18 protein-coding genes are annotated in these 23,284 nt (G+C 51.2%); 17 read left to right on the plus strand and 1 reads right to left on the minus strand.

Annotated elements, in window-relative coordinates:
* Positions 1-5: 5 nt before the first annotated feature.
* From FHS18_RS25320 to FHS18_RS25345, 6 genes are all read left to right on the plus strand, one after another.
* The gene (locus FHS18_RS25320; protein WP_343060675.1) at positions 6-1,346 is read left to right on the plus strand and encodes an ABC transporter substrate-binding protein; all 1,341 of its coding nucleotides are present in this window, start codon (positions 6-8) and stop codon (positions 1,344-1,346) included.
* 73 nt (positions 1,347-1,419) lie between these two features.
* Positions 1,420-2,343 carry a carbohydrate ABC transporter permease gene (locus FHS18_RS25325; RefSeq protein ID WP_183603180.1) on the plus strand — a complete coding sequence of 308 codons (924 nt, stop codon included), beginning with the start codon at positions 1,420-1,422 and terminating at the stop codon, positions 2,341-2,343.
* A gap of 1 nt (position 2,344) precedes the next feature.
* Positions 2,345-3,172 (plus strand): carbohydrate ABC transporter permease, encoded by an 828-nt coding sequence (locus FHS18_RS25330; RefSeq protein ID WP_183603181.1) that lies wholly within the window; start codon positions 2,345-2,347, stop codon positions 3,170-3,172.
* A 96-nt stretch (positions 3,173-3,268) separates the two neighbouring features.
* Positions 3,269-4,843 carry a glycoside hydrolase family 43 protein gene (locus FHS18_RS25335; protein WP_183603182.1) on the plus strand — a complete coding sequence of 525 codons (1,575 nt, stop codon included), beginning with the start codon at positions 3,269-3,271 and terminating at the stop codon, positions 4,841-4,843.
* Between the two features lie 94 nt (positions 4,844-4,937).
* Positions 4,938-6,743, plus strand: coding sequence for a cache domain-containing sensor histidine kinase (locus FHS18_RS25340; protein WP_183603183.1), 1,806 nt, complete (start codon positions 4,938-4,940; stop codon positions 6,741-6,743).
* Positions 6,740-8,326 (plus strand): response regulator, encoded by a 1,587-nt coding sequence (locus FHS18_RS25345; protein WP_183603184.1) that lies wholly within the window; start codon positions 6,740-6,742, stop codon positions 8,324-8,326. Before FHS18_RS25340 ends, FHS18_RS25345 begins: the two co-directional genes overlap by 4 nt.
* A 248-nt stretch (positions 8,327-8,574) precedes the next feature.
* On the opposite strand, the gene FHS18_RS25350 is transcribed toward FHS18_RS25345, so the two are convergent.
* Positions 8,575-9,429, minus strand: a complete 855-nt coding sequence (locus FHS18_RS25350) for a helix-turn-helix domain-containing protein (RefSeq protein WP_183603185.1) — start codon at positions 9,427-9,429, stop codon at positions 8,575-8,577.
* A gap of 128 nt (positions 9,430-9,557) precedes the next feature.
* On the opposite strand from FHS18_RS25350, the gene FHS18_RS25355 reads away from it, so the two are divergent.
* The 11 genes from FHS18_RS25355 (at position 9,558) to FHS18_RS25405 (ending at position 23,192) form a co-directional block, all read left to right on the plus strand.
* On the plus strand, positions 9,558-11,495 hold the full coding sequence (locus FHS18_RS25355; protein ID WP_183603186.1) for a glycoside hydrolase family 127 protein: 1,938 nt from the start codon (positions 9,558-9,560) through the stop codon (positions 11,493-11,495).
* A 98-nt stretch (positions 11,496-11,593) separates the two neighbouring features.
* A complete protein-coding gene (locus tag FHS18_RS25360; RefSeq protein ID WP_183603243.1) occupies positions 11,594-13,324 on the plus strand; it encodes a sensor histidine kinase in 1,731 nt (576 codons plus the stop codon).
* The gene (locus FHS18_RS25365) at positions 13,318-14,748 is read left to right on the plus strand and encodes a helix-turn-helix domain-containing protein (RefSeq protein WP_246427904.1); all 1,431 of its coding nucleotides are present in this window, start codon (positions 13,318-13,320) and stop codon (positions 14,746-14,748) included. The genes FHS18_RS25360 and FHS18_RS25365 overlap by 7 nt, the downstream gene beginning before the upstream one ends.
* A 162-nt stretch (positions 14,749-14,910) precedes the next feature.
* On the plus strand, positions 14,911-16,620 hold the full coding sequence (locus FHS18_RS25370; RefSeq protein ID WP_183603187.1) for an extracellular solute-binding protein: 1,710 nt from the start codon (positions 14,911-14,913) through the stop codon (positions 16,618-16,620).
* A gap of 70 nt (positions 16,621-16,690) precedes the next feature.
* Positions 16,691-17,581, plus strand: coding sequence for an ABC transporter permease (locus tag FHS18_RS25375; protein ID WP_183603188.1), 891 nt, complete (start codon positions 16,691-16,693; stop codon positions 17,579-17,581).
* A 15-nt stretch (positions 17,582-17,596) separates the two neighbouring features.
* Positions 17,597-18,481: a carbohydrate ABC transporter permease gene (locus FHS18_RS25380; protein ID WP_183603189.1), complete on the plus strand. Its 885-nt coding sequence runs from the start codon at positions 17,597-17,599 to the stop codon at positions 18,479-18,481.
* 684 nt (positions 18,482-19,165) lie between these two features.
* On the plus strand, positions 19,166-19,444 hold the full coding sequence (locus FHS18_RS25385; RefSeq protein WP_183603190.1) for a GNAT family N-acetyltransferase: 279 nt from the start codon (positions 19,166-19,168) through the stop codon (positions 19,442-19,444).
* Positions 19,445-19,675: 231 nt separating this feature from the next.
* On the plus strand, positions 19,676-20,125 hold the full coding sequence (locus FHS18_RS25390; RefSeq protein ID WP_183603191.1) for a cell wall hydrolase: 450 nt from the start codon (positions 19,676-19,678) through the stop codon (positions 20,123-20,125).
* Between the two features lie 232 nt (positions 20,126-20,357).
* On the plus strand, positions 20,358-20,846 hold the full coding sequence (locus tag FHS18_RS25395) for a hypothetical protein (RefSeq protein ID WP_183603192.1): 489 nt from the start codon (positions 20,358-20,360) through the stop codon (positions 20,844-20,846).
* A gap of 256 nt (positions 20,847-21,102) precedes the next feature.
* Positions 21,103-22,170, plus strand: a complete 1,068-nt coding sequence (locus FHS18_RS34635) for a histidine phosphatase family protein (RefSeq protein ID WP_183603193.1) — start codon at positions 21,103-21,105, stop codon at positions 22,168-22,170.
* Between the two features lie 524 nt (positions 22,171-22,694).
* Complete coding sequence (locus tag FHS18_RS25405; RefSeq protein WP_183603194.1) at positions 22,695-23,192, plus strand: 2,4'-dihydroxyacetophenone dioxygenase family protein; 498 nt, start codon at positions 22,695-22,697, stop codon at positions 23,190-23,192.
* The last annotated feature ends 92 nt before the right edge of the window (positions 23,193-23,284 follow it).

The raw sequence follows: 23,284 nt of genomic DNA on the forward strand, positions 1-23,284 counted from the left end.
CAGCAATGACCATGCACACCAAAACAATGGCATTATCCGTTATCAGCGTCATGGCGCTCTCGCTCATCCTGTCGGCTTGCGGCAACAACAATGCCGGCACGACGGCCAATTCGAACGGTGCTTCATCTAACGAACCGGCGAACAAAGAAGTCAAGTTCTCCATCGGCGCGACGGGAGATCCGGCTACGAAACAGGCGATGGCGGACGCGGTCGCGGCATTCACCAAGGCTAATCCGAACATCAAGATCAACGACCTGTCCGAGGGCGGATCGATGGCCTACCTGGATTGGCTCAAGACGAAGGAAGCCGTGGGCGAGTTCCCGGACCTGATCGAGATGCGCGATACCCAATTATTCGCGGAAGCGGGCAAGATCGCGGAACTTCCGCAGGAATGGCTCGATCTGGTCGCGGATGCGCCAACGCTGAATGACAAACATTATACTGCACCGATCGTAGGGGCTTTCCCGCACGGCATCATCTACAGCAAGAAGGCGTATGAGGATGCCGGGGTATCGGCAGAGCCGAAGACGTACGACGAATTCCTCGCCATCCAAGAGAAGCTGAAGACTAGCGGCATCACGCCGTTGACCTTCGGCGGCAAAGATATTTTCCACTGGGGATTCTGGATCAACAAGTTCTTCATGGACGATATGCTCGCCGACGACCCGAATTGGAATGCCAAGCGAACCAAGGGTGAAGTCAGCTTCACGGATGCAGGCCCGATGCAGGCGATGACTGACTTTACGGAGCTGTTCACCAAAGGCTATGTGGAGCAAGGTTGGGCAAGCACGGCGGATAACCAGACGGCCTCGATGCTGGTGACGGGCAAAGCGGCTCAATTATTCTCCGGACCTTGGATGTTCGCGCAGATCTCGCAAGCCGATCCGAGCTTCGAGTTCGGCTGGTACCCGGTTCCGGATCGCAAAGGCAGAATCATCGTCAACGGCACGAACAATCTGCAAGGCTGGGCGATCTCGACCGCGGCGAACGAGGATGCGGACAAGCAAGCGGCCATTACCGAATTCGTGAAGTTCTTCTTCTCGAAGGAGCAATATACGAAGTTCGTGCAGGCGGTCAACGGCATTCCGACGACGAAGGAAACCATCACGTATGAGGCTTCGCCGCAGATGAACCGCGTGCTGGAAGTGATGAACGACCCGAACACGATCAAGTCCATGCAGATCAACGCTTTCTGGGGCGAAGCCCAGATGCCGACGCAATGGAGAAACTGGTTCTACAAGCTGGCGCAGGAGTGGCTGACCAAAGGCGACTTTAGCGCGGACTACATGAAGAAAGCCGATGCGGAGTGGGATGCCAACGTGAAGGCGAACGCGGCCGCGAAATAAAATTTTCTATTTCAAGGTGAAACTTGTACTTTCTTATCGTTCGAGGAGAGAAGCAGGCTTTAGGAGTGAGCGTATGGCTAACACAGAAACGATACCCGTTACGGCACAAGGGACAGCCAAAAAGAGAAAACGGCTTTCCTATTCGATTTGGTTTATTCTACCTGCTTTTATCCTATATACCGCATTCGTCATCTATCCGACCTTGAACAGCGTCAACCTCAGCTTCACGAGCTGGGACGGAGTCAGCGATGAAATCCGTTATATCGGCTTCGACAATTTCGTAGAGATGTTCCGCAGCGAACGCGTCTACAACGCACTGAAGAATACGTTGATATTGTCCCTCTCGTTAGTCGTTCTTGAGAACATTGCCGCTCTTATTCTCGCCATCCTGGTGGACCAGGTGCGCTGGTTCAAAAGCCTGTTCCGCAGCATTTTCTATTTTCCCGTGCTGCTTAGCGGGATCGTCATGGGTTTCGTATGGGCGATCATCTTCAACTTTAACTTTGGCGTAATCTCCCAGCTGCTCGACCGGATCGGCTTAAGCGATTGGAAGATCGATTGGCTAGGCAATCCGAATTATGCGCTCCTGGCCATCATCATCACCACCGTCTGGAAGGGCTCGGGCTACTATATGATTATTTACTTGGCGGGGCTTCAAGGCATACCGCCGGAACTGAACGAAGCGGCCGCAATCGACGGGGCTAACCGCTGGCAGCGATTCCGCCATATTACGTTCCCTCTCTTGGCGAGCGCTATGACCGTTAGCGTCATGTTATCCATGATCGGCGCGCTGAAGATTTTCGACCAGATCGCGGTTATGACGGACGGCGGCCCAGGCTTCGCGACTGAGACGCTTACGTACATCGTCTATAAAGTCGGCTTCGGCGAACTCCGCCAAGGCTACGGAACCGCGCTGTCGCTTATGTTGTTCGTCTTAATCCTGATCGTGTCGCTGATTCAGATCAAGCTGCTTCGCAAACGGGAGGTGCAGATGTAACATGGACAAAGTCAAACTTCGCATCGAAATCATCATGTTCATCGCGGCTCTCGTACTGGCCGTCCTGTTCTTCTTTCCCGTCTTCTTCAGCTTGATATCGGCGTTCAAGACGAACGGGGAGATTCTGCGCAACGCCATGTCGCTGCCATCCGGTCTATATCTGGACAGCTTCAAGTATCTGCTCACGGAGACGGACTTTCCGAAGGCGATGTTGAACAGCTTGATCCTGACCGTCGTATCCATCGTGTGCATGATCGGGATTATCCCGATGGCCGCTTATGCGATTGAACGCACCGGGAAGAAGTGGACGAATGCCGTGTACGTCTATTTCCTGGCCGGGATGATGATCCCGTTCCAAGTGTACATGATTCCGCTGTTCAAAGAGATGAAGACGCTGGGGTTATACGGCACGTTGACGGCTCCGATCCTAATCTATATCTCCGGGTCTGTCGGCATGGGCGTCCTGCTCTACACCAGCTTCATCAAAGGCATTCCGGCCGAGATCGAGGAAGCCGCGGCGATCGACGGCTGCACCCGGGTGCGGACGTTCTGGCAGATCGTGTTCCCGCTGCTCGGTCCATGTACCGCAAGTATGGTCGTGCTTCAGGGCCTCGGGATCTGGAACGACTTCCTTATGCCGAGTCTGGTGCTCCATTCCGATCAACGGACGCTGATCGTCGAGATCTTCCGATTCGTCGGCGAGCTTGCCTCGCAGTGGGACCTGGTATTCGCCGGTACGACGATGTCCATCGTGCCCGTTCTGATCGTGTTCATCGCCCTGCAAAAGTATTTCGTCAAAGGGATCGCTGCAGGCGCTACGAAAGGGTAAGGCGAGGGGCCGCTCCTGGCGTTCAGGTGCGGCTTTTCCGTATACCGTTCGAATGCTGTTCACCATTAAATCACGAGAATTCGGAAGGAGCTCCAAATGATGATCCACAATCCGATCTTACGCGGCTTTAACCCTGACGCTTCGGCCATCCGGGTAGGCGATGATTATTATATCGCTACCTCGACCTTCGAATGGTTCCCGGGCGTGCTCATTCACCACTCCAAGGATCTCGTCCATTGGAGACCTCTAACGCATGTGCTGACCCGCGAGAGTCAATTGACTTTGAGGGGAATTCCAAGCTCTGGCGGAATCTGGGCCCCTTCCCTTAGCTATGACGAGGGGACGTATTATCTCTGCTTCACCAATGTGGTCGGCCGCAAGGGCGTCTATAAAGACCTTCATAATTATGTCGTCACGGCGCCTTCCATCGAAGGACCATGGTCCGAGCCGATCTATCTCAATTCCAGCGGCTTCGACCATTTCTTGTTCCATGACTCGGATGGCCGCAAATATCTGTTCAATATGCAGTGGGATTTCCGCAAAGGCAAGAACCGCTTTGCCGGCATCATCATGCAGGAGTACGATCCAAGAGAGCAGAAGCTGACGGGACCGGTCAAGCTGGTGACCCAAGGGACGAATATTGGCGTTACGGAAGGTCCGATGGTATACAAGAAGGACGGCTATTATTATCTGCTCGTCGCGGAAGGCGGCACAGGCATCAATCACGCGGCGACGCTGATGCGTGCCCGGTCGGTGGAAGGGCCGTACGAAATTGATCCGCACTATCCGATCCTGACGACCAAAGGACATCCCGAACATCCGCTGCAGAAAGCGGGGCATGGTTCGCTCATCGAGACGCAGGGCGGCGAGTGGTACATGGTGCATATATGCAGCAGACAGCTGCCAGACGGGAGCGGACTAAGCCCGCTTGGCCGGGAGACCTCGATTCAGAAGCTGAGCTGGACCGAAGACGGCTGGCTGCGACTGGCCTCGGGCGGCAGACTGCCTGAGCTGCAGTTGCCGGCGCCGGCGCTTCCTGCTCATCCGTTCCCCGTGGAACCCGAGCGGGATGATTTCGATGAGACGAAACTTAGCGTCCACTGGCACACCCTTCGTACGCCTGCGGATCCTTCATGGCTCAGCCTGACGGAGCGTCCGGGATATCTGCGCCTTAGAGGGCGGGAATCCTTGTATTCGCTTCATCGGCAGAGCATGGCCGCAAGGCGCGTCCAGAGCTTCCGCTGCGAGGTCGAGACATGCGTGGCGTTCGAACCCGCGAACTTCAATCAGATGGCCGGACTCGTGCTTTATTATGACGACCAGGACCACTACTATTTGCGAATCAGTCACGATGAGGAACTCGGCAAACATCTGAACGTCATCGTCAGCGATCAAGGTCAGATGGACGAGTTGGATGCGAAGGTTGTAACTGGCTGGGAGCGAGTCTACCTGAAAGCGTCGTTCGACCAGGATAAGTTGCAATTCAGCTTCTCGCCGGACGGCTTGAGCTGGCAGCCGATCGGCCCCGAGTTATATACGGGCCTGCTCGCGGACGAATATAAGAATAAGCTCTCCTTCACCGGCGCGTTCGCAGGGGTGTGCGCGCAGGATTTGAACGGGACGATGCAGCACGCGGACTTCGATTATTTCGTCTACCGGGAGCACCCTTAAGGAGCATGGTCATGCCTGGTTTGGTAATGGTATGATGATAGGACAATGAACGTGATCCGTATGCGTCACCGGCAATGAAGGAGGCTATCTAACGTTGAGCGCATTCAGACTGAACCGGCTGCGAAAAAGCATTTTTGCGAAGTTCGCGCTTTCCTTCATTATCGTCGGGCTCATACCGCTGCTCGCCGTAAGCTACTTCTCGCTCAATACGTTCGGCAATTATATGGAGCGGTATTCCATCAATAATTTCGAGCAGATGGTGATGAATGCGGGCAATAACGTGGATGAGTTCTATACCAAATACAATAATATCTCCAAGCTGATGTATTCGTACGGCCAACAGGGCGGCGTCGGGCAATTAGCAAGACGCATCGCGCCGGGAACGTCCAAGAACGAGAATGAGATCGCCGCGGCCGTGGACGATCTGCTGCAGACCGTCGTAGCCACGGATGTGCATATACGCAGCGCGGCCTTCGTGTTCCCGGACGGCAGTTACCGCGATATGAACCGGAACGGAGGCATAATCGACTTCCGCGCCGACTTCCCGCCTCCGGCATGGCGAATGGCGCTATTGGAGCAGCCGAACCAGCTGGTGATGATTCCGACGCATCATCAGGATTATTACTTGAATTCGGGCACCAGCGTCCTCACGTTCGCGCGCAATCTGATCGATGTGGTCGGCAGCGCCGGACTGGACGGCAAAGTCGTCGGCAGCTTGTACATGGATATCTCGCTTGATGCGTTCGAAGATATCTTCGAGCGGTTGACCGTAGACCGGCATGACGGCATGTACGTGGTCGATCAGAACGGCTGGATCTTATTCAGCAACAAAACCGACCGAATTGGACAAAGCTTCCATGCTTCTGAGTCCGGCGCATTTCAATATGTAACGCAGGATCTTCCGAATGGGGGATGGCGCGTCATCGGCGAGGTGAACAAGGATGAGTTGTTCCGCAAGATCGATAGCATCAAAGGCACCATTACCCTAGTCGTCGCGCTCTCGATCGTCTCGCTGATCATCGTGGCGGTCTGGTTCTCCAATAACTTGTCGAACCCGATCCGCGTCATTATACGCCATATGGCCAAAGTAGAATCAGGGGATTTCAATACGCAAGTCCAGGTGAGGAGTCCCGACGAGATCGGCATGCTCGCCCGGGGTTTCAATAAGATGACCGACCGGTTGAAAAGCTATATTGACGAGGTATACGTGGCGCAGATCAAACAGAAGCAGGCCGAGCTGACCGCCTTGAAAAGCCAGATCCGACCGCATTACCTGTACAATACGTTGGAAGTAATCCGCATGAGCGCGGTCGCCAATGACGATGAGGAAGTGGCGGACATGATCCTCGCCCTGTCCCGGCAATTGAAATACGTGCTCGATTACGGGGAGGAGACGGTCTCCCTTCTCGACGAGAGAACGAACATCGAGCAGTACTTCAAATTGATGGAGCTGCGGTATGGCGAGCATCGGCTGGCGATGGATATTCGAATCGGCGGGGACCTGCTCAGCTGCGCGCTGCCCAAATTATCGATCCAGCCGCTCGTAGAGAATGCGATCTATCACGGCATTATGCCGAAGACGAGCAAAGGGACGATCCGGATCTCCGCCGATATCGAGGAAGATAAGCTGGTCATTACCGTCGATGATGACGGAGTCGGAATGGACCGCGACAAGCTGGAACTGCTGAGCGCGAAGCTCAGCGGCAATCCCATCGACGGGACTTGCGACGATATTCGTTCGGAACAACATGGCAATGGCGGCATTGGCGTCAAAAATGTGCATGACCGGTTAGTCGCGCTATACGGGCCAGACTATGGCGTACATGTGAGCAGCAAGCCGAATATCGGGACTTCCGTACGGCTATATTTGCCTTACCGAAGAGAGGGGAGCGGGCCATGATTAATGTCGTTCTGGCTGACGATGAACCGATCATCATCAGGGGCCTTAAGAAACTGATCCCCTGGGAGGAGCTCGGCATCCGAATCATAGGCGAGGCATGGACGGGACGAGGGCTGATGGAGCTGGTGCAGCGGGAGCGTCCGTCGCTGGTCATTACAGACATAAGCATGCCGGACGGTACGGGCATCGAAGTGTTGAAGGAGATCGGGCGGCTAGGCCTCGGCACGAAAGTGATCTTCATCAGCGCCTATCAGGAATTCGCTTACGCGAAGGAAGCGCTGGCGCTGGGAGCCGTCGACTATCTGGTGAAGCCGATCGAGAAGGAACTGCTGCTGTCGGCGGTCAGGCGTGCCTTGTCGCTGCTGCAAGAGGAGTCCGCGGAGCGCGAGACGAAGCACAAACTGGCCCAATACGAGCACAAGGATCGCAAAACCCAGCTCGAGGAATTGTTCGATCGCCTGATCGACGGCGACATCCGGAAGGAGGAGGCGCAGGAGAAGCTGCGCATGCTCGGTTCCGGGTGCGAATACGAATGCTACACCGTCTTGCTGCTGGAGCCCGAGCTGCAGAAGTCGGATGTCCGCTGGGGCGAGCATGAGCGGCGCCTGCTGCTGTTTGCCATTAGCAATATGGCCGAGGAGCTGATGACGAGCTTCGCCGCAGGCGTGCTGGTCCGAAAGGGAGACCGGATCTGCGCCATTGTGAACCATAGCCAGGCAATGTCCATGAAAGAGCTGGCTGCGGAGATCAGCCTGCATGCGGCGAATTTCCTCAAGATCGCCTTGTCGGTCGGAGTCGGGGAGGATCAGCTTGGCATCGAGGGCATTCGCAGCTCCTACCAGACGGCGGCGGAAGCGTTGAACCGCACTTTCTTCGCGGAAGGCGGGGCCGTCATACGCTGGGCGGAAGAGAATTGGGAGAGCCTCGTATCCGCCAAAGAGCTGGGAGAAGCGAGGGGGCATGTGCTGCAATCGTTTCTGAAAAAAGACTTGGAGCTGATGCGAGCGGCATGTGAGTCGCTGTTCGAGAAGATCGAGCTTCACGCCGGCGGCAGCCGAGAGAAGTCGATCATGGCTGCGAGCGGGACCGTCACGGATTGGGCGGAGGGCTTGGCGGAGATCGGGATCGTGCTAGATGAGACCGAACTGCAGCAGCATTTGGACGCGATGCAGAGTTTCGCTAAGTACGCCCAGCTGAAGACGTACATGCGGGACATCGCGAACGGCTTTGCCCTGCGCCTGGAGACGGGAGGCAAGGAAGGCCAACAGCTGACGACGGTGAAGACTTATATCGAGAACCGCTATCGGGAGAATATCACCCTCGAAGGGGCGGCCTCCAAGATCTTCATGAATCCGTATTACTTCAGCAGCTTCTTCAAGAAACATACGGGGATGAACTTCAAGCAGTATCTCACCGAGGTGCGCATGAAGCAGGCCGTTAAGCTCCTCCTTCAGTCCGATCTGATGGTGTACCAGATCGCCGAAGAAGTCGGCTACAACAACGCCAGGCAGTTCAGCGATATGTTCAAGAAGCAATACGGGAAGCTGCCGCAGGAGTTCAGAACATCGGGCGAGTCGAAGTGATATGGATGGGAAAGGCTGCAGAAGGGGGAGACCTCGTCTGCAGCCTTTTTTGCTATAAAGAGGGGCGCAATTAAGTATCAGGCGAATCGGCCGGTAATATCACTGGTCAGGGCACTTATACCTGAAGTGGTACTTGTATAGCGGCAGCTGGCAATTGGCTCCCGTAGTTTCTTACCTCGTGAAATGCCGACCGTTTGGCCATGGGCAATAGAACCATTAATGATGGATAATTTGCAAGCGTGATACAGTCAATCCCAATGCTGCTTCCTGAAGCGAAGTGGCGTGATTCCTGCGCTGCGCTTGAAGCAGGCGATGAAATGCGTCGAGTATTGAAATCCGATTTCTTCGGCGATTCGGTCCACGGACCAATCTGTCGAGATCAGAAGCTGCTTCGCCCGTTCCATACGAAATTGAAGCAAGTATTGGCTTGGGGTGATGCCGTATCTCATCTTCATGCAGCGAACGACGTAATTGGGATGGAAGTGGAAGACCTCGGCTAATGACTCATTGGTAATGTCATCCCGGTAGTTCTGCTGCAGGTATGAGGCTGCTTTCTCCGCCAATCGCGTGGCCGGAGTACTGGTTACGCCGAATCCCTTATCTTCCAACAAGGCGAGAAGCCGCATCAGCAGATATTGCTTCTCCCAGAAAAACTCGCCGATGGGGAGATCAATCAGTCGCTGCAGCGTATCGAATGCTACCGCAGGGTGGGGCAGCCTCGATTGTTTGGGGATACGAATCGCCTTCGGGGCATCAAAGGGTGATCGTAAAGGTTTTGTTACGGCGTCCTCTTGTGCAAGGCGACCTTCTCGCCAGAGCGCGTGCTCGAAATGCACCCAGTAAAACACGGTTTCCCGCTCGCAAGGCTTGACCGAATAGTGCTCCCCTTCTGGCAGGAGCAGCAGTGTGTCTCCTTCAGCAAGCGACCACTCCTTCCCGTTTTCTCCAATATGCAGCGTTCCGCTGACGACGAAGAGCAGGTCGAACAGGCCGAATTGCCTGCGGTTCGGGTGACGGTCATGTGTCCGGAAGACCGTGCATCCGGATTCCCAGTAATAGGGGAGCGGCGGCGTCTGTAATTCTACGAAAGTCTCCTCACGCACCAGATTTCCTCCTTATGCTTGTGTGAATTTGTATAGGAAAAAGCTCAATCCGATTCTATTTAATCACTAATTAAGAGAATATACTCGAACTTATACAGAGTCAAATTCTATAGTTTTGAGGTGTAATCATGCAGAAGATGGACATTCAGATTCAGGATGAATTTTGGAACCGTTATACGGAGCTTGTTCGCAACACGGTGATTCCTTATCAATGGGAAGCGCTCAATGACCGAATTGAGAACGCGGAGCCTAGCTATGCCATTCAGAATTTCAAGATCGCGGCTGGACATATGGAAGGAGAGTTCGGCGGCTGGATTTTTCAGGATAGCGATTTGTACAAATGGCTGGAGGCTGTGGCTTACTCGCTTCGCCGCCATCCCGATCCTGAGCTGGAGCATATCGCCGACGAAGCGATTGATCTGATTGGCCAAGCGCAGCACGAGAACGGTTACGTGAACACCTATTTCACGATTCAAGAGCCTGGAAGAGAATGGTCGAATATGTACGAGGCGCATGAGTTATATTGTGCGGGCCATATGATCGAAGCTGCAGTTGCTTATTATCAGGCGACAGGTAAGCGGAAGCTGCTGGACATCGCCTGTCGTTTCGTTGATCTCATCAATAGGACGTTCGGCACGCAGCCGGACCAAATCCGCGCTTATTGCGGGCATCAAGAAATTGAATTGGCTTTAGTTAAGCTGCACGAGTTAACAGGAGAAGCGCGATACTTGAACTTAAGCCGCTATTTCATTGACGAGCGTGGCACCAAGCCCAGCTATTTCGTGGAAGAATGGGAACGCCGCGGCCGGACGAGCATTTGGAACCAAGGGACGCCTAATCTTGAGGTCTATCAAAGCCATCTTCCCGTAAGGGAACAGACGGTTGCGGTCGGTCACTCGGTTCGTGCGGTGTATATGTACACGGCGATGGCTGATCTTGCACGGTTGACGGGGGATGCGAAGCTACGCGTGGCTTGTGAGCGGTTGTGGGCGAATACAACGGGCAAGCAGATGTATATTACCGGCGGTATCGGTGCGACCCATCTCGGGGAAGCCTTCACCTTCGACTACGATCTTCCGAACGACACCGTCTATGCCGAGACCTGCGCTTCGATCGGCCTCATTTTCTGGGCACGACGGATGCTCCGTCTGGACATGAAGAGTGAATATGCAGATGTGATGGAACGCGCATTATTCAACAATGTGCTCGGCAGTATGTCCAAGGACGGCCAGCATTTCTTCTACGTTAATCCGCTTGAAGTGTGGCCGGACGCCAGCCTTCATAACCCGGATCGACGCCATGTGAAGCCGGTTCGGCAAAAATGGTTCGGCTGCTCCTGCTGTCCGCCCAATGTCGCCCGTCTGCTCAGCTCGCTGAATGAGTACATCTATGATGTGTCCCACGACGGCAAGACCGTCTTCACCCACTTATATATTGGAAGCGAAGCGACATTCGAGCTCGCTTGCGGCAAGGTGAGACTGCGTCAGCGTGCAGCGCTCCCATGGGAAGGCCGAGTCGAGTTCCAAGTATCGCTGCCGGAAGGCGGGAACAACGCAGAATTTGAGCTGGCGCTGCGTATTCCGGCATGGTTCCAGAAGGGGCAGCCCTTGTTGAACGTGAACGGAGAGGCACAGTCTTATGATGTGGACAAAGGCTATGCAAAAGTGAATCGCATCTGGACAGAAGGAGACCTGGCGGAGTGGCTGCTGCCGATGGAGACGACGCTCATTGCCGCTCATCCGGCTATACGGGCAGATGCAGGCAGGGCAGCGATCCAACGCGGACCGCTCGTCTACTGTCTGGAAGAAGCGGATAACGGTAAGCCGTTGACTTCGCTTTCGCTCTCGAATGAACCGAATCTGAGTGATTATCTGGATGCGGAACTTCTGGGCGGCTGCGTTGTCGTGGAAGGTGACGGTCTGGTAACGGATGACACCGCATGGCCGGAGGGGCAACTATACCGTCCGCTCTCCAAGGAGACAACGGCCGTTCGTTTCAAGGCGATCCCGTACTTCCTTTGGGGCAATCGTCAAGCTGGCGAGATGAGCGTCTGGATGCGCCAATAGTTCGATAACGACCTAGAGTCCCTGAAGGAAGCTTCAGGGACTCTTCCTGACTTCAGGCAACTTCCACTATTGCTGCGATGGAGATGGTTCTCATGAACATGAAGCCCGAGCATGAACGCAAGTCCCGCATAACGTTGAAGAACCGGATTCTGCTGCTGTTTACTGCCGCAACGCTCATCCCTTTCATTTTGACCTGCTATGCCTCCTACAATACCATCTCTTCTATTCTGGACAAGAAGCTGACGTCTGGTATTCAAAGCAATCTGAAGCAGTTGCGACTATCGCTCGACAACACGCTGAGTAACCTGAACCACGTCTCCCAGCAGCTGTCATTCGAAGGGAGCATCGGTCAACAGCTGGAACAGTTCATCACGGCCAAGCAGCCCTATGAGCGCAGTTTCTTAACCAACCAGATCAAAAACCAACTGAATCTGGTTACTTTCACCAATCCCAATATTGGCTTGACGATGTACTATTTTCACGATGACGGCACCTTTCTGTTCGAGAATTATGGCGTGAAAGACGGTTTCGATATCCAGCAGCTTCCCGTTCTGGCTTCCTATTACGGAATTACTTATTATGGACCGCACATCAGTAAGGACCGGTTCAACGATCAATATGTGCTCTCCGCCTTACGCAAGGTCGAACTGCCGGAGCGGGATGACGCCTACGTCTACATTGAATCCGGCTTCAAGCTGACGCAGAGCATTCTCGATCTCGATGATGTGAGCAAGCATGCTTACCATATGATACTGGATAACAACGGCCGAATTTCATATAGCGAACTGAAAGCATACCCGACGAATGGACTTTTCGAAGGAGCATCTACAAAAGAGGCAGCGGGGGCTGCTTCGGGATACTACTGGTACCGCGAGATTAGCAGCCAGGGCTGGAGTGTCGTGTCGCTTATCTCCAAGTCCGATTACAACCGGGAGAAGAATGAATGGATGATGCAAATGCTTGCACTAGCGCTGCTATTCTTTGCGATCAGCTTATTAATTGGCTGGCTGTTGTGGAAAATGGTCTACCGGCCGCTCTCCCGATTCAACAAAGAGATGAAATGGATGGCCAACAGCAACTTTAATGCGGTCATGATGCAGACGAACATACCCGAATTTGAGGTGCTGCTCAAGCAATTCCAAACGATGAAGTCTCAAATCGCGGAGCTGTTCGCGGAGGTGGAACGCAAGGAGAAGCGAAGGGCGGATCTAGAGATTGAGAAGCTCCTCTACCAGATTAACCCTCATTTTCTGATGAATACGCTGGATACCGCCCACTGGCTTGCGGTCATGAACGGTCAGCCGGAGATCGATCGCCTCATTACCTCGTTGAACAAGCTGCTGTACTATAATCTCCGAAAAGGAGACCGGTTCTCCACCATTCAGGAGGAGATCGACTCGCTCAAGCAATATCTCATTCTTCAGCAGATTCGCTATAATTTTCAGTTCGATGTCCGACTGAATGTCGATGATACGCTGCTGAATGTGCCTGTCCCACGATTCGTCTTGCAGCCGCTGGTGGAGAATGCACTCTATCATGGCCTGAGTGATGACGGGAGGATTGACGTCGAGGTGAGCATGAACGGCCATCTGGAGATTGTGATTATCGATAATGGCGGCGGGATTCCCGAAGAGAAGATTGCAGCATTGCTGGCCGGTGAGCAGACGGACAGACATCGTGTCGGAATGGGCATCGGCATGAACTATGTGAAACGAATGCTGGAGTTCCATTATGAGGGCAAGGCAAGTTTGTTCGTGAAAAGTGAATTGGGCGAAGGAACGCAAATCGTCATCCGTCTGCCGATGAAGGAGGCCAATGAGATATGTTGATTCGTGTACTTGTCGTTGATGATGATAATCTGGTGCGCCGGGGGCTAATCTCTTCCATGCCTTGGGCATCCTTCGGCATGCAAGTCGTCGGAGAAGCCGCCAATGGTGAGAAGGCGCTCGAGTTTCTGGCCGCCAACCAGGTGGAACTGCTCCTGACCGACCTGGCGATGCCGGTCATGTCTGGGATTGAATTAATTCGAATCGTGCGCGAGCGATATCCCGATCTTGCGGTCGCCGTTCTGACGCTGCATCAGGACTTCGAATATATTCAGGAAGCACTTCGTATGGGGGTCATCGATTATATCGCCAAGATACAGCTCGAGATCGAGAAGTTCGAAGAGGTGCTTGGGCGGATTCGGGCGAGAATTGTGGAACGCAGACAGAATCGGGAAGAAGAAGGAATGCCGGTGACAAGCGATGTGTGTATGGACGACGATGTCTATGCCCTGCTTGCGATTCAGGATCTAACAGATCCATCCAGCATTCGAACGGTTGCGGACAGCGCAGGAAACTGGGGAGCGGGGGTGGATCCGCAAGTCTGGATGTGGCTTTGGGCTAAAAGTGATTCATTGATTGCGTCCGTTGTGGAAGCGGTACGAGTACCGCCATACCCGGATGGAATGGATCGATCGGCCTGGCGGATGATCCACATTAGGAATGCGGCTGGAGAATCTCGGTCAGCGATGGAGCAGCGACTGGCCCAATATCGGCAGCAGGAGCTTTTCTACGCATGTGATGGTACCGAGTCCGACCCAATCGAACTTTCCCTTCAGCAGCTGAGTGAGGAGCAGCCAGCTCCCGGTCAGGAGGATATCGAACTAGCGAGGGTGTCGCTTCATTCGTTCCGTTGGCTGCAGGATGAAGCGAGTTTCAATGATCTGATTATTCAATTGCGGGACCTGAGGCTGCGGATTCCGACGCTCATCCAGTTGCTCTATGGTTGTACGGTGGATTGGAATCGGATTTACCGTACCGTTAACCTTGCTCACATCACGCTACCCCAAAGGTTTTATACCTGGCAGGAGGCCATCAGCTGGTTAGCGGATTTTCGGCAGACCGCGCTATCCATCTCCGGCAGGCTGCAGCTAAGCCCGGAAGTGAGTGGCAGCATCATGGCTGCTATTAGAATCGTCCATGATGAGCTGGAGCAGCCCGTCTTTGCGATCGAGGTCGCCAGGCGAGTGAACTTGAGCCGAAGCTATTTTAACCAATGCTTCAAGGAGCTGGTCGGTTGTTCATTCAATGAATTCTTGCGCAAAGCGCGGATGGACAAAGCGCGGGAGTATCTCGAGAAAACCTCGTATCCGATCCAGTGGGTGGCGGAGCATACCGGCTACGCCGATGACAAATATTTCAGCCGCTCCTTCCGGGAACAGACGGGCATGCTGCCTAGCGAATATCGGCAGCGACACCGGCAAGGGTAGAGGGATGACCGCAAGAAGGGGGTGGGATGATCGATCTATACCAATGACGTTCATTTCACCCCCTGCGCTTCGTCTCCCGCTCTATCTATGAAGCGCTTCCAACCGTGATATATTGAACTTGCTTACAGTGAAGGAACGCTCAATCAAAGGGGGAACGTTGCTATGATTAAGAAAAAGATCTCGATTGCGATGGCTCTGATGCTCGTCGTCTTAAGCGCTTGTAGTCAATCTGAAGGTAATAAGGTCAATACGCCAAGCAGCAGTACCGAGGAAGAGACGACGCATCAGACGGATGAGAGCGAGCAACCTTCTGATCCATTCGGCAAGTACTCGGAGACGATTACGCTCACTTACGGCAAAGCGGTCGATCCATCGGACAAGAGCTTGCCTGCAGGCGACACGCCGGAGAAGAACCAGTACTCGCGCCATATTCTGGACAACTTGAATGTGGATACGAAGGTGATCTGGCAGGCGGCATCCGGCACTAACTACGACCAGAAGGTGAACCTGGCCATCTCGAGCAGTGACCTGCCCGATGCACTCGTTGTAAAGGACACGCAGCTGCGGAAGATGGTGAAGTCTGGTCAACTGGAGGATTTGACCGACATATTCGACAAGTATGCCTCTCCGGCAATGAAGAATTTTATGGCCAAGACGAACGGCCAATCCGATAAGTCAGTCACCTTCGATGGCAAAATGTACGCGATCCCAAGCATCCAGGTGCAGTCCGACGGCGTGCATGAGATGTGGATTCGTAAAGATTGGCTCGACAAGCTGGGTCTTACACCGCCGAAGACGATCGAGGAGCTGGAGAAAGTAGCCGCTGCTTTCGTCGAACAGGACCCGGACGGTAACGGCAAGAAGGATACGATCGGCATTGCCGGGCAGCAGAATGGCGGGAGGCTGTACACGAACTTCCTGGAATCGACCAATAATACGTTCGGATTGGACCCGATCTTCGGCGCGTTCAAGTCGTATCCGGGCTTCTGGTTAGAGAACGAGTCAGGTGATCCGGTCTATGGTTCTATCCTGCCGGAGACGAAGGAAGCGCTCGGCAAGCTGCGTGATCTATACGCCAAAGGGCTGATCGATAAAGAAATCGGCATTCGCAAAAGCGCTTACGAGCCGGTGACGGGCGGGAAGGCAGGCATATTCTTCGCTCCATGGTGGATGGGCTATGGTCCACTGCCGGATGCGATAAAGAATGACCCTTCGGCGAACTGGCAAGCTTACTTGCTCCCTCTGGATGCAGACGGACAGTTCAATTCCCGGATGGGGGCGCCATCTACGTCATTCGTCGTTGTCCGTAAAGGCTACGAGCACCCTGAAGCAGTGATCAAGATGCTGAACTTGCTCGTGCGCGATGAAGCCAAGTTCGATATCAGCGTTCCTGTCGGGTATTATCCGCTTCGCGTGCCGATGTCTTATACGGATGAGAGCGAGTATTCTGCTAAAGCGCTTAAAGAAGTGCTGGCTGGTACGAAGAAACCAGAGGACTTCACTGATCCGGGATACAAGTTGCTAGCAGCCGATATTCAGAACGTGAAGAAGGTAAAGAAAGAACCTTATGACAACATGGACATCCAGCATTGGGATCCTCAAGCGGATACGGGTACTTGGAGCCGAATCTATTCCCTGCTGGTAGGGTCGTCCCCCTTGGAGCAGAACTACAACAAAGTGTACAGCGTGCTGTATTCGCAGACGAAGACGATGGAGAGCCGCTGGTCGAACCTCAAGAAACTAGAGGACGAGACCTTCATGAAGATTATTATGGGGGCAGCACCGCTGGACCAATTCGATAAATTCGTAAGCGATTGGAAAAAACAGGGTGGAGACAAAATCACCGAAGAAGTGAAGGCATATAACCAATAATACTGCTGGCAGAGGCGCCGGACTATCCGGCGCCTTTGGACTGCCGGCCGATCGAGGGAGGTTCGGCTGAATGCGCAATACGGGGTTTACGAAGCATTACTACATCATGTTACTGCCTGGTTTCATCTGGCTATTACTGATTAATATCATCCCGATGTTTGGCATCGTGATCGCCTTTGAGGACTTCAATCCTGGCAAGGGATTCTTTCATTCTGAATGGATTGGCCTGGAGAATTTCGAGTATATGTTCTCGCTGAATGACACCGCGGTTATCTTCTCGAATACGCTCACCATTGCCGTTATGAAAATCGCAGGCAATCTCATCGTGCCGCTGATCTTCGCTATTATGCTGAACGAGCTCCGCTTCGCGGTGATGAAGCGTTGGATCCAGACGGTCGTATATTTGCCGCATTTTCTCTCTTGGGTTATTCTATCCGGCATTTTGCTGGATATTTTCTCCTACACAGGTCCCGTGAATACGCTGCTGAAGCTGTTCGATATCGACCCCGTGCTATTCTTCGCACGTGCCGATCTGTTCCCGTTCATTGTCGTCGGTAGTGATGTGTGGAAGGAATTCGGTTTCAATACCATCATCTATCTGGCGGCTCTGACCGGAATTAACCCTTCCCTTTATGAAGCGGCATCAATCGATGGGGCTGCCCGGCTGCGACGTATCTGGCATGTCACCTTGCCAGGGCTTCGAACGACCATTGTGCTGCTCGCCGTCCTCAGTCTGGGCAACGTGCTGAATGCGGGCTTTGATCAAATTTTTAATCTGTACAATCCAATGTTATACTCCACCGGCGATATTATCGATACATGGGTGTATCGGGAAGGGCTGCTGAATATGCAATACGGTCTTGCGACAGCGGTGGGATTGCTGAAGTCCGTGATCAGCTTCGTGCTCATCGTCGTTTCGTATGCCTTGGCTTCAAAATTTGCGAACTATCGTATTTTCTAAGGAAGGAGTCGTCTCATGACCAAAGATGCGACTATACAAACAAGACTATTCGACTGGACGCTTGTGATCGTGCTCCTCCTCATCTCGTTCCTGTGCTTATTACCGCTCTGGTACACGCTTGCCGTCTCGCTCAGTGAAAAATCCGCCGCGTCAGCCGGTCAGGTATGGCTGTGGCCGGTCGGTTTCAATTGGAACTCGTACAAGCAAATCATGAATGACAGCAGCTTCTTTCACTCCTTCTGGATCTCCATTCAGCGGGTGGTGCTTGGGGCGTCCATCACGATGATCATCACGACCATGATGGCCTATCCGCTGTCACGGAGCGCGCGGGACTTCCGGCTAAGGAACGCATTGATGTGGATACTCGTCTTCACACTGTTGTTCAATGGGGGGTTAATCCCATGGTATATGACGATCAAGGCGTTGGGGCTATATAATACCATCTGGGCGCTCGTTCTAGGCGGCGGCGTACCCGTGTTCAATGTGATTCTAATTGTCAACTACTTCCGCAATTTGCCGAAGGAACTGGATGAAGCGGCTCTTGTAGATGGAGCAGGTCCGTGGCGAATGTTGTTCACGCTGTATGTGCCGCTTGCTGTGCCGGTCCTTGCAACGGTGACGCTGTTTACGATTGTGTATCACTGGAATGAGTTTTTCCATGGTCTCGTCTTAACGTCCGGTGAGGAGCACTATCCACTGCAGACTTACATTCAGCAACTGGTGGTCGTCATCGATACCGCCAACATGACCGAGGATCAGTATAAACGGCTGAACGAGCTGTCCAACCAGACATTGAATGCCGCCAAGATCTTCATCGCGATGATCCCTGTACTCCTGGTCTATCCGTTCTTGCAGCGGTTCTTTATCCATGGGATTACGTTAGGATCGGTGAAAGAGTAGATTCATGCTGCAATAAACTCGGCCACTTACGGGGGCTGCCGCGTTTACTGCGGCTTCTTTTTGCTGCTAATGGAACAGTTCGGACTTGGGCATGAAATACGCATCGCTTGAGTCAACACCGCTTCGCAAGTGCCTGTCCCTATACCGTTCATGCGGCATAAGATAGTGAAGCATGACTTAGAAGGAGGAGTCGAGATGAAGTGGGATACTGGCTTAATCGCCAATATAGGACCGGGCCGGATGGCTGGTATGGTGATTACCGCAGCTAACCAATCCGGGAACTAAGCAAATGTGCTGCTTGAAACGTATACTCGCACCGGAGATAGTGGTCCTATGACCGTATACGCCCAAAATCTGTTTACGGTCACGGACGGCTCAGTGGAAACCTATGCGTTCGCCGGGTCCGACCTGGTCGGGCGCCGGTCCGGGATCGAACGGCGTGGTGCTGTCCATAAGGGCTTACAACGCGGAGGGAGGAGGTGCAGGGCAATTCATGATCCCGCTCGTTTTTGCAGATCCAACCTATTTGTACCTCTCCTCGGAAAATGAAACGGGGATCGTAAGGGTCGAATCTGATCTGCGGTCGTTCGCCGCGACTGGCGGGAGCGTTCATTTTATTGAACTACGGTCAGAATAGCTGAACGGATGAGTTATATGAAATTGCATAAATCCTAGAGTGCTGTAATGATTCCAGAAATAGCAGAAGGTTATCTTGGTGAAATTGGTTATCGCTTCATGAGGGAGCATTGGGGATGCGGTTTTGCGTATGAAGCGGTTTCAGCAGTCATTGAGCATTGTAAAAGCACATTAGACCTTAAACGCCTATTTGCTACTATAGATAATAAAAACATGAAGTCAATAAAGTTAATTGAAAAACTCGGATTTACTTTGATAGCGGTGTTGCCTGAATCGAATTTACGCGGCAGAGTTACCGATGTAGCTTACTATTCTCGTAAAGTATAAGTATTATCTTCAGTACGCTTAATTCTCTACCGCTTTGATAAGTATATCAAACTCGACTAAGCGATTAAGCTAACGAGGAGTTCAACCATTACACAGCGGCAGCCGACCAAACGATCGGCTGTATTTTTAAGTTTTGACACTCTGGCACACATGAGATCCGCCCCGCACGCCAAAGGACATTTTGCCCAAAATGTGAATATAGTGTGTTAACCAGTTAAAGGGGGTTTTGCCATGGGTGCGAGGGTTAGGTATACGTCGTCTGACGTTGATTTGTTGGCGCGGCTTATGAGGGGCGAGGCACAGGCGGAAGGCGAAAAGGGGATGTTAACGGTTGGCGCTGTCGTGATTAATCGGGCCGTAGTCAGGTGTTCGGACTTCAAGAACGTCAACAATATTAATGATGTTATTTATCATTATATGAATGGCGATGCCATGTTCGACGCCATATTAGAACCCGATTTTTATCAGAAGTCACGGGAACGAGAGCGGCGACTAGCTGAACAGACCATAAAAGGCTGGCGAGAATGGCCTTCAAAATACTCGCTGTGGTATTTCAACCCGTGGGGGCCAACGTCTCAAGCTTGCCCCGCAATGTGGTATGGTCAACCGCTCGCGGGTACTTGGAAAAATCATTGTTTTTACCAGCCTACAAGCGCGGAATGCGCGGAAATTTACCGATAAAAAACTTTATAAGGGCGAATGCCATAAGACATTCAATGCCTTTTATTTTTAAGTAGTATCGGAAGAAGATTAAGCTAAAGGAAAAAAACTATAGCTCAATCATAAACAAAGCGGCGGCCGGCCACTCAATCGGCCGCCGTTTATCGTTAAACTAAAGGGCGGGATAACGCAACAATTAAAGAGAACGCTCGTCTAATGTGTAAAGGCATAAACTCCAAAAATGGGGGGATTCATGAGATTAGTAGCATTATTCATCGTATTTGCATTGGTTTTCGTTGGGTGTAATACTACGAACAAGATGCCTAAAGAAATACCCGATGATTTTGCCTTCTCTGTCCAGTTTGGTATCGGAAGCAAAAACGTAATTGATTCTTTTAACGGCGTTGTTATTAAAGACCTAATAGTAGCTGGTACTGCAGAAGCAAAGATTAATTTTACACAAGAAGAGATGTTAAATATTTATGAGAAAATGAAGATAATAAACGTTCTGGGGTCAAAAGATTTTGTTGACGACATGAGCTGTTCACGAGAACCATCAGGTGATGACGTATGGAAAATTAGGATTAATGGCAATGAGCAGACAATACAGTGGTCAAGTGAGTACTGCGAGTTATCGGATGATGCAAAGCACTTTGAAGATTTACGAAATTTTGTATTAGACATTGTAAAAGAAAAAGACGAATATAAGACATTACCTGAGCCAAAAGGTGGATACGAATAAGAAGCCTTGATGACGGGAGACGATAACTGAATAAATCCATGATGACAGCCGGTCGCACGATCGGCTGTCTTTGTTGAACTAACGGGCAGGATAATGGAATAAATCCTTGTATTAGGAAGGGACATTCTCCCTGTTGTTAAGCAAGCGGAGTTATGTGAAATAAACACGGTTTTGCGGAGGAAAAACCATTCTGTATCACGAATCCTTAATATGGAATTCGCCTTTTGATGGAACACGTAAAGGAGATGCCCTTCTTATGAAGACGATACTATATATAACTCGTCATGGAGAAACGGAATGGAATGTTGAAGGAATTCTGCAGGGCCATAAAGATTCACCATTAACCAATTTAGGAAAGCGTCAAGCAAAATGGTTAGGTACATCTCTCAAGGAAATTGAATTCGATGGAATATATTCTAGCCCTAGTCCAAGGACCTACCTTACTGCCGAAATAATTCGAGAAGAACGGAAAATTGAAATTTTTTCATGTGATAGCTTAAAAGAGATCAGTTTGGGCTCCTGGGAAGGACAAAAAAGATCATATATTGAGAATGTCTTTCCTGATGAACATAAAGCCTTTTGGAATACACCACATTTGTATCAACCTACAAATAGCGGAGAATCCTTTTCACAGTTACAAAATAGAATCATTCCAACAGTACTAGATATTATTGCTAAACATAGGGGCTGTAATGTTCTAATCGTTACTCATGCAATTGCACTTAAAGTTATAATGGCTTATTTTAGAGGGATTTCACTTGAAAAATTATGGAGTCCACCATTATTTCAACCCACCGCACTAAACAAGATTGTTATTGAGAATACCGAATGCAACATTGAACTGCATGGGGATATTTCGCATTATCAGACCGTTCGAAATGCGGTAGGCGCTATAGCGTATCAAGGGAATAAATTCATTTTAGTTCATAAAGTTTTGAATACTTTTGGGGACCCATCTGGAGTTTGGGACTTTCCTAAAGGCGGAGTAGAAGAAGGGGACTTAAGCTTAGAGGATACGGTTCTACGCGAATTAATTGAGGAAACTGGGACCGATAAATACGTTGTTAAACAGGAACTCCCTGAGAAAATAACGTTTAATTTTAATGAAGACATAAGAAAACGAATTGGTTATACACACCAAGAGACAACTATGTTTCTTGTCGAGTTTATCGGAAATCAAAATGATTTAAAACCAATTGATAAAGAAATTGATGAGATAATACTTGTGGAATCAGAAGCCCTTTTGAAGAGGCTATCCCATGAAGAAACAGTTGAGTATGTTCGGAAGCATTGCCATTTTTTGTTAAGCTCCCATGAAAATTAAATCCGCGAAAAACCCGAAAAAGACAAAAACAAACTAGATCCAGCCGAATGTTTCAAAAAAAATAAGGCTGAGCCTGAAATGAATTGTAAAACTAAGATACCAGAGGACTTATAAGGCTGAAGAAAAATGAGGGCTGGTGCAGCAACCAGAGTAGGATTAATCTCCCATGAGTGCTTCCCGAAAGGGAGCGACAATCTGTGATGCACCGTGGTCGTTGGAGTCAGACTAAAGGATGGGCTCTAAGGCACCATAGTTCATCGACCTTCCTCTCCCAGCCGTATTAGTAGTATGGCCAGATTCGCTAACCCATTTTCATCATCTGTGGTGCGGCGCCTGCGCTGCATGTGTGGCTAACTGGGAACGATAGTAGAATCAAACCAGGGAGTAGGTTGCCGCGGCAGCTGCTCCCTGTCTTCATTAAGCTAAAGGGCAGTTTAACGTGATTGAAGGTATTGGGAATAAAGGTGAAATAAGGGTGGTTATCGAATAATATGAACTAACCAAATTGAATGAAGGTGCTACTAATGAATCCCCTAATTGAAGAATCAGTAATAAAACTCGCAGAGAGATTTCAGTTGCCAGAGCGTATTGTGAACATTGAGGATTTACCTTGGGTCCCGTTCACTGAGAATCACTCTTGCTACTTCAAACCATTACGTTTTGATCTAAATACCGGAACATGGATTTACTTATTTAAAATTAAGTGTAATCAGGTTTTGGGAAGACATAGACACACTGGTGGATCGGTAATTGGTTATAATATTCAGGGGAAATGGAGATATGAAGGGCGAGAATGGGTTGCTGAACCGGGAACCTTTATCTTCGAGCCGCCTGGTGACATTCATACCCTTGTAACAGAAAACGAAGAAGTAGTAACTCTGTTTATATTAGGAGGAGCTCTTCAGTACTTTGATGAGAATGATGAAATTGTTGGTCAAGACGATATTTATACCGTTCTTAATAAGTATAGAGCTTATTGCGAATTGCATGGGATTGAAGCCAGAGAAGACCTGATTTATTAAGGACCTGCAGATAATCCGTTCAACTATCTGGGAACTTTAGTTCAACGTCCAGGAGCAGTTTGCCGCCGCGCAGCTGCTCTTCTGTCGTTGAG

Source organism: Paenibacillus phyllosphaerae (assembly GCF_014192105.1).
Lineage (GTDB): Bacteria > Bacillota > Bacilli > Paenibacillales > Paenibacillaceae > Paenibacillus_Z > Paenibacillus_Z phyllosphaerae.

Excerpts from the sequence above, each read along its gene's own strand:
- FHS18_RS25320 (WP_343060675.1), top strand. The coding sequence starts at position 6 with ATGACCATGCACACCAAAACAATGGCATTATCCGTTATCAGCGTCATG.
- FHS18_RS25325 (WP_183603180.1), top strand. The coding sequence starts at position 1,420 with ATGGCTAACACAGAAACGATACCCGTTACGGCACAAGGGACAGCCAAA.
- FHS18_RS25330 (WP_183603181.1), top strand. The coding sequence starts at position 2,345 with ATGGACAAAGTCAAACTTCGCATCGAAATCATCATGTTCATCGCGGCT.
- FHS18_RS25335 (WP_183603182.1), top strand. The coding sequence starts at position 3,269 with ATGATGATCCACAATCCGATCTTACGCGGCTTTAACCCTGACGCTTCG.
- FHS18_RS25345 (WP_183603184.1), top strand. The coding sequence starts at position 6,740 with ATGATTAATGTCGTTCTGGCTGACGATGAACCGATCATCATCAGGGGC.
- FHS18_RS25355 (WP_183603186.1), top strand. The coding sequence starts at position 9,558 with ATGCAGAAGATGGACATTCAGATTCAGGATGAATTTTGGAACCGTTAT.
- FHS18_RS25360 (WP_183603243.1), top strand. The coding sequence starts at position 11,594 with ATGAAGCCCGAGCATGAACGCAAGTCCCGCATAACGTTGAAGAACCGG.
- FHS18_RS25365 (WP_246427904.1), top strand. The coding sequence starts at position 13,318 with ATGTTGATTCGTGTACTTGTCGTTGATGATGATAATCTGGTGCGCCGG.
- FHS18_RS25370 (WP_183603187.1), top strand. The coding sequence starts at position 14,911 with ATGATTAAGAAAAAGATCTCGATTGCGATGGCTCTGATGCTCGTCGTC.
- FHS18_RS25375 (WP_183603188.1), top strand. The coding sequence starts at position 16,691 with ATGCGCAATACGGGGTTTACGAAGCATTACTACATCATGTTACTGCCT.
- FHS18_RS25380 (WP_183603189.1), top strand. The coding sequence starts at position 17,597 with ATGACCAAAGATGCGACTATACAAACAAGACTATTCGACTGGACGCTT.
- FHS18_RS25385 (WP_183603190.1), top strand. The coding sequence starts at position 19,166 with ATGATTCCAGAAATAGCAGAAGGTTATCTTGGTGAAATTGGTTATCGC.
- FHS18_RS25390 (WP_183603191.1), top strand. The coding sequence starts at position 19,676 with ATGGGTGCGAGGGTTAGGTATACGTCGTCTGACGTTGATTTGTTGGCG.
- FHS18_RS25395 (WP_183603192.1), top strand. The coding sequence starts at position 20,358 with ATGAGATTAGTAGCATTATTCATCGTATTTGCATTGGTTTTCGTTGGG.
- FHS18_RS34635 (WP_183603193.1), top strand. The coding sequence starts at position 21,103 with ATGAAGACGATACTATATATAACTCGTCATGGAGAAACGGAATGGAAT.
- FHS18_RS25405 (WP_183603194.1), top strand. The coding sequence starts at position 22,695 with ATGAATCCCCTAATTGAAGAATCAGTAATAAAACTCGCAGAGAGATTT.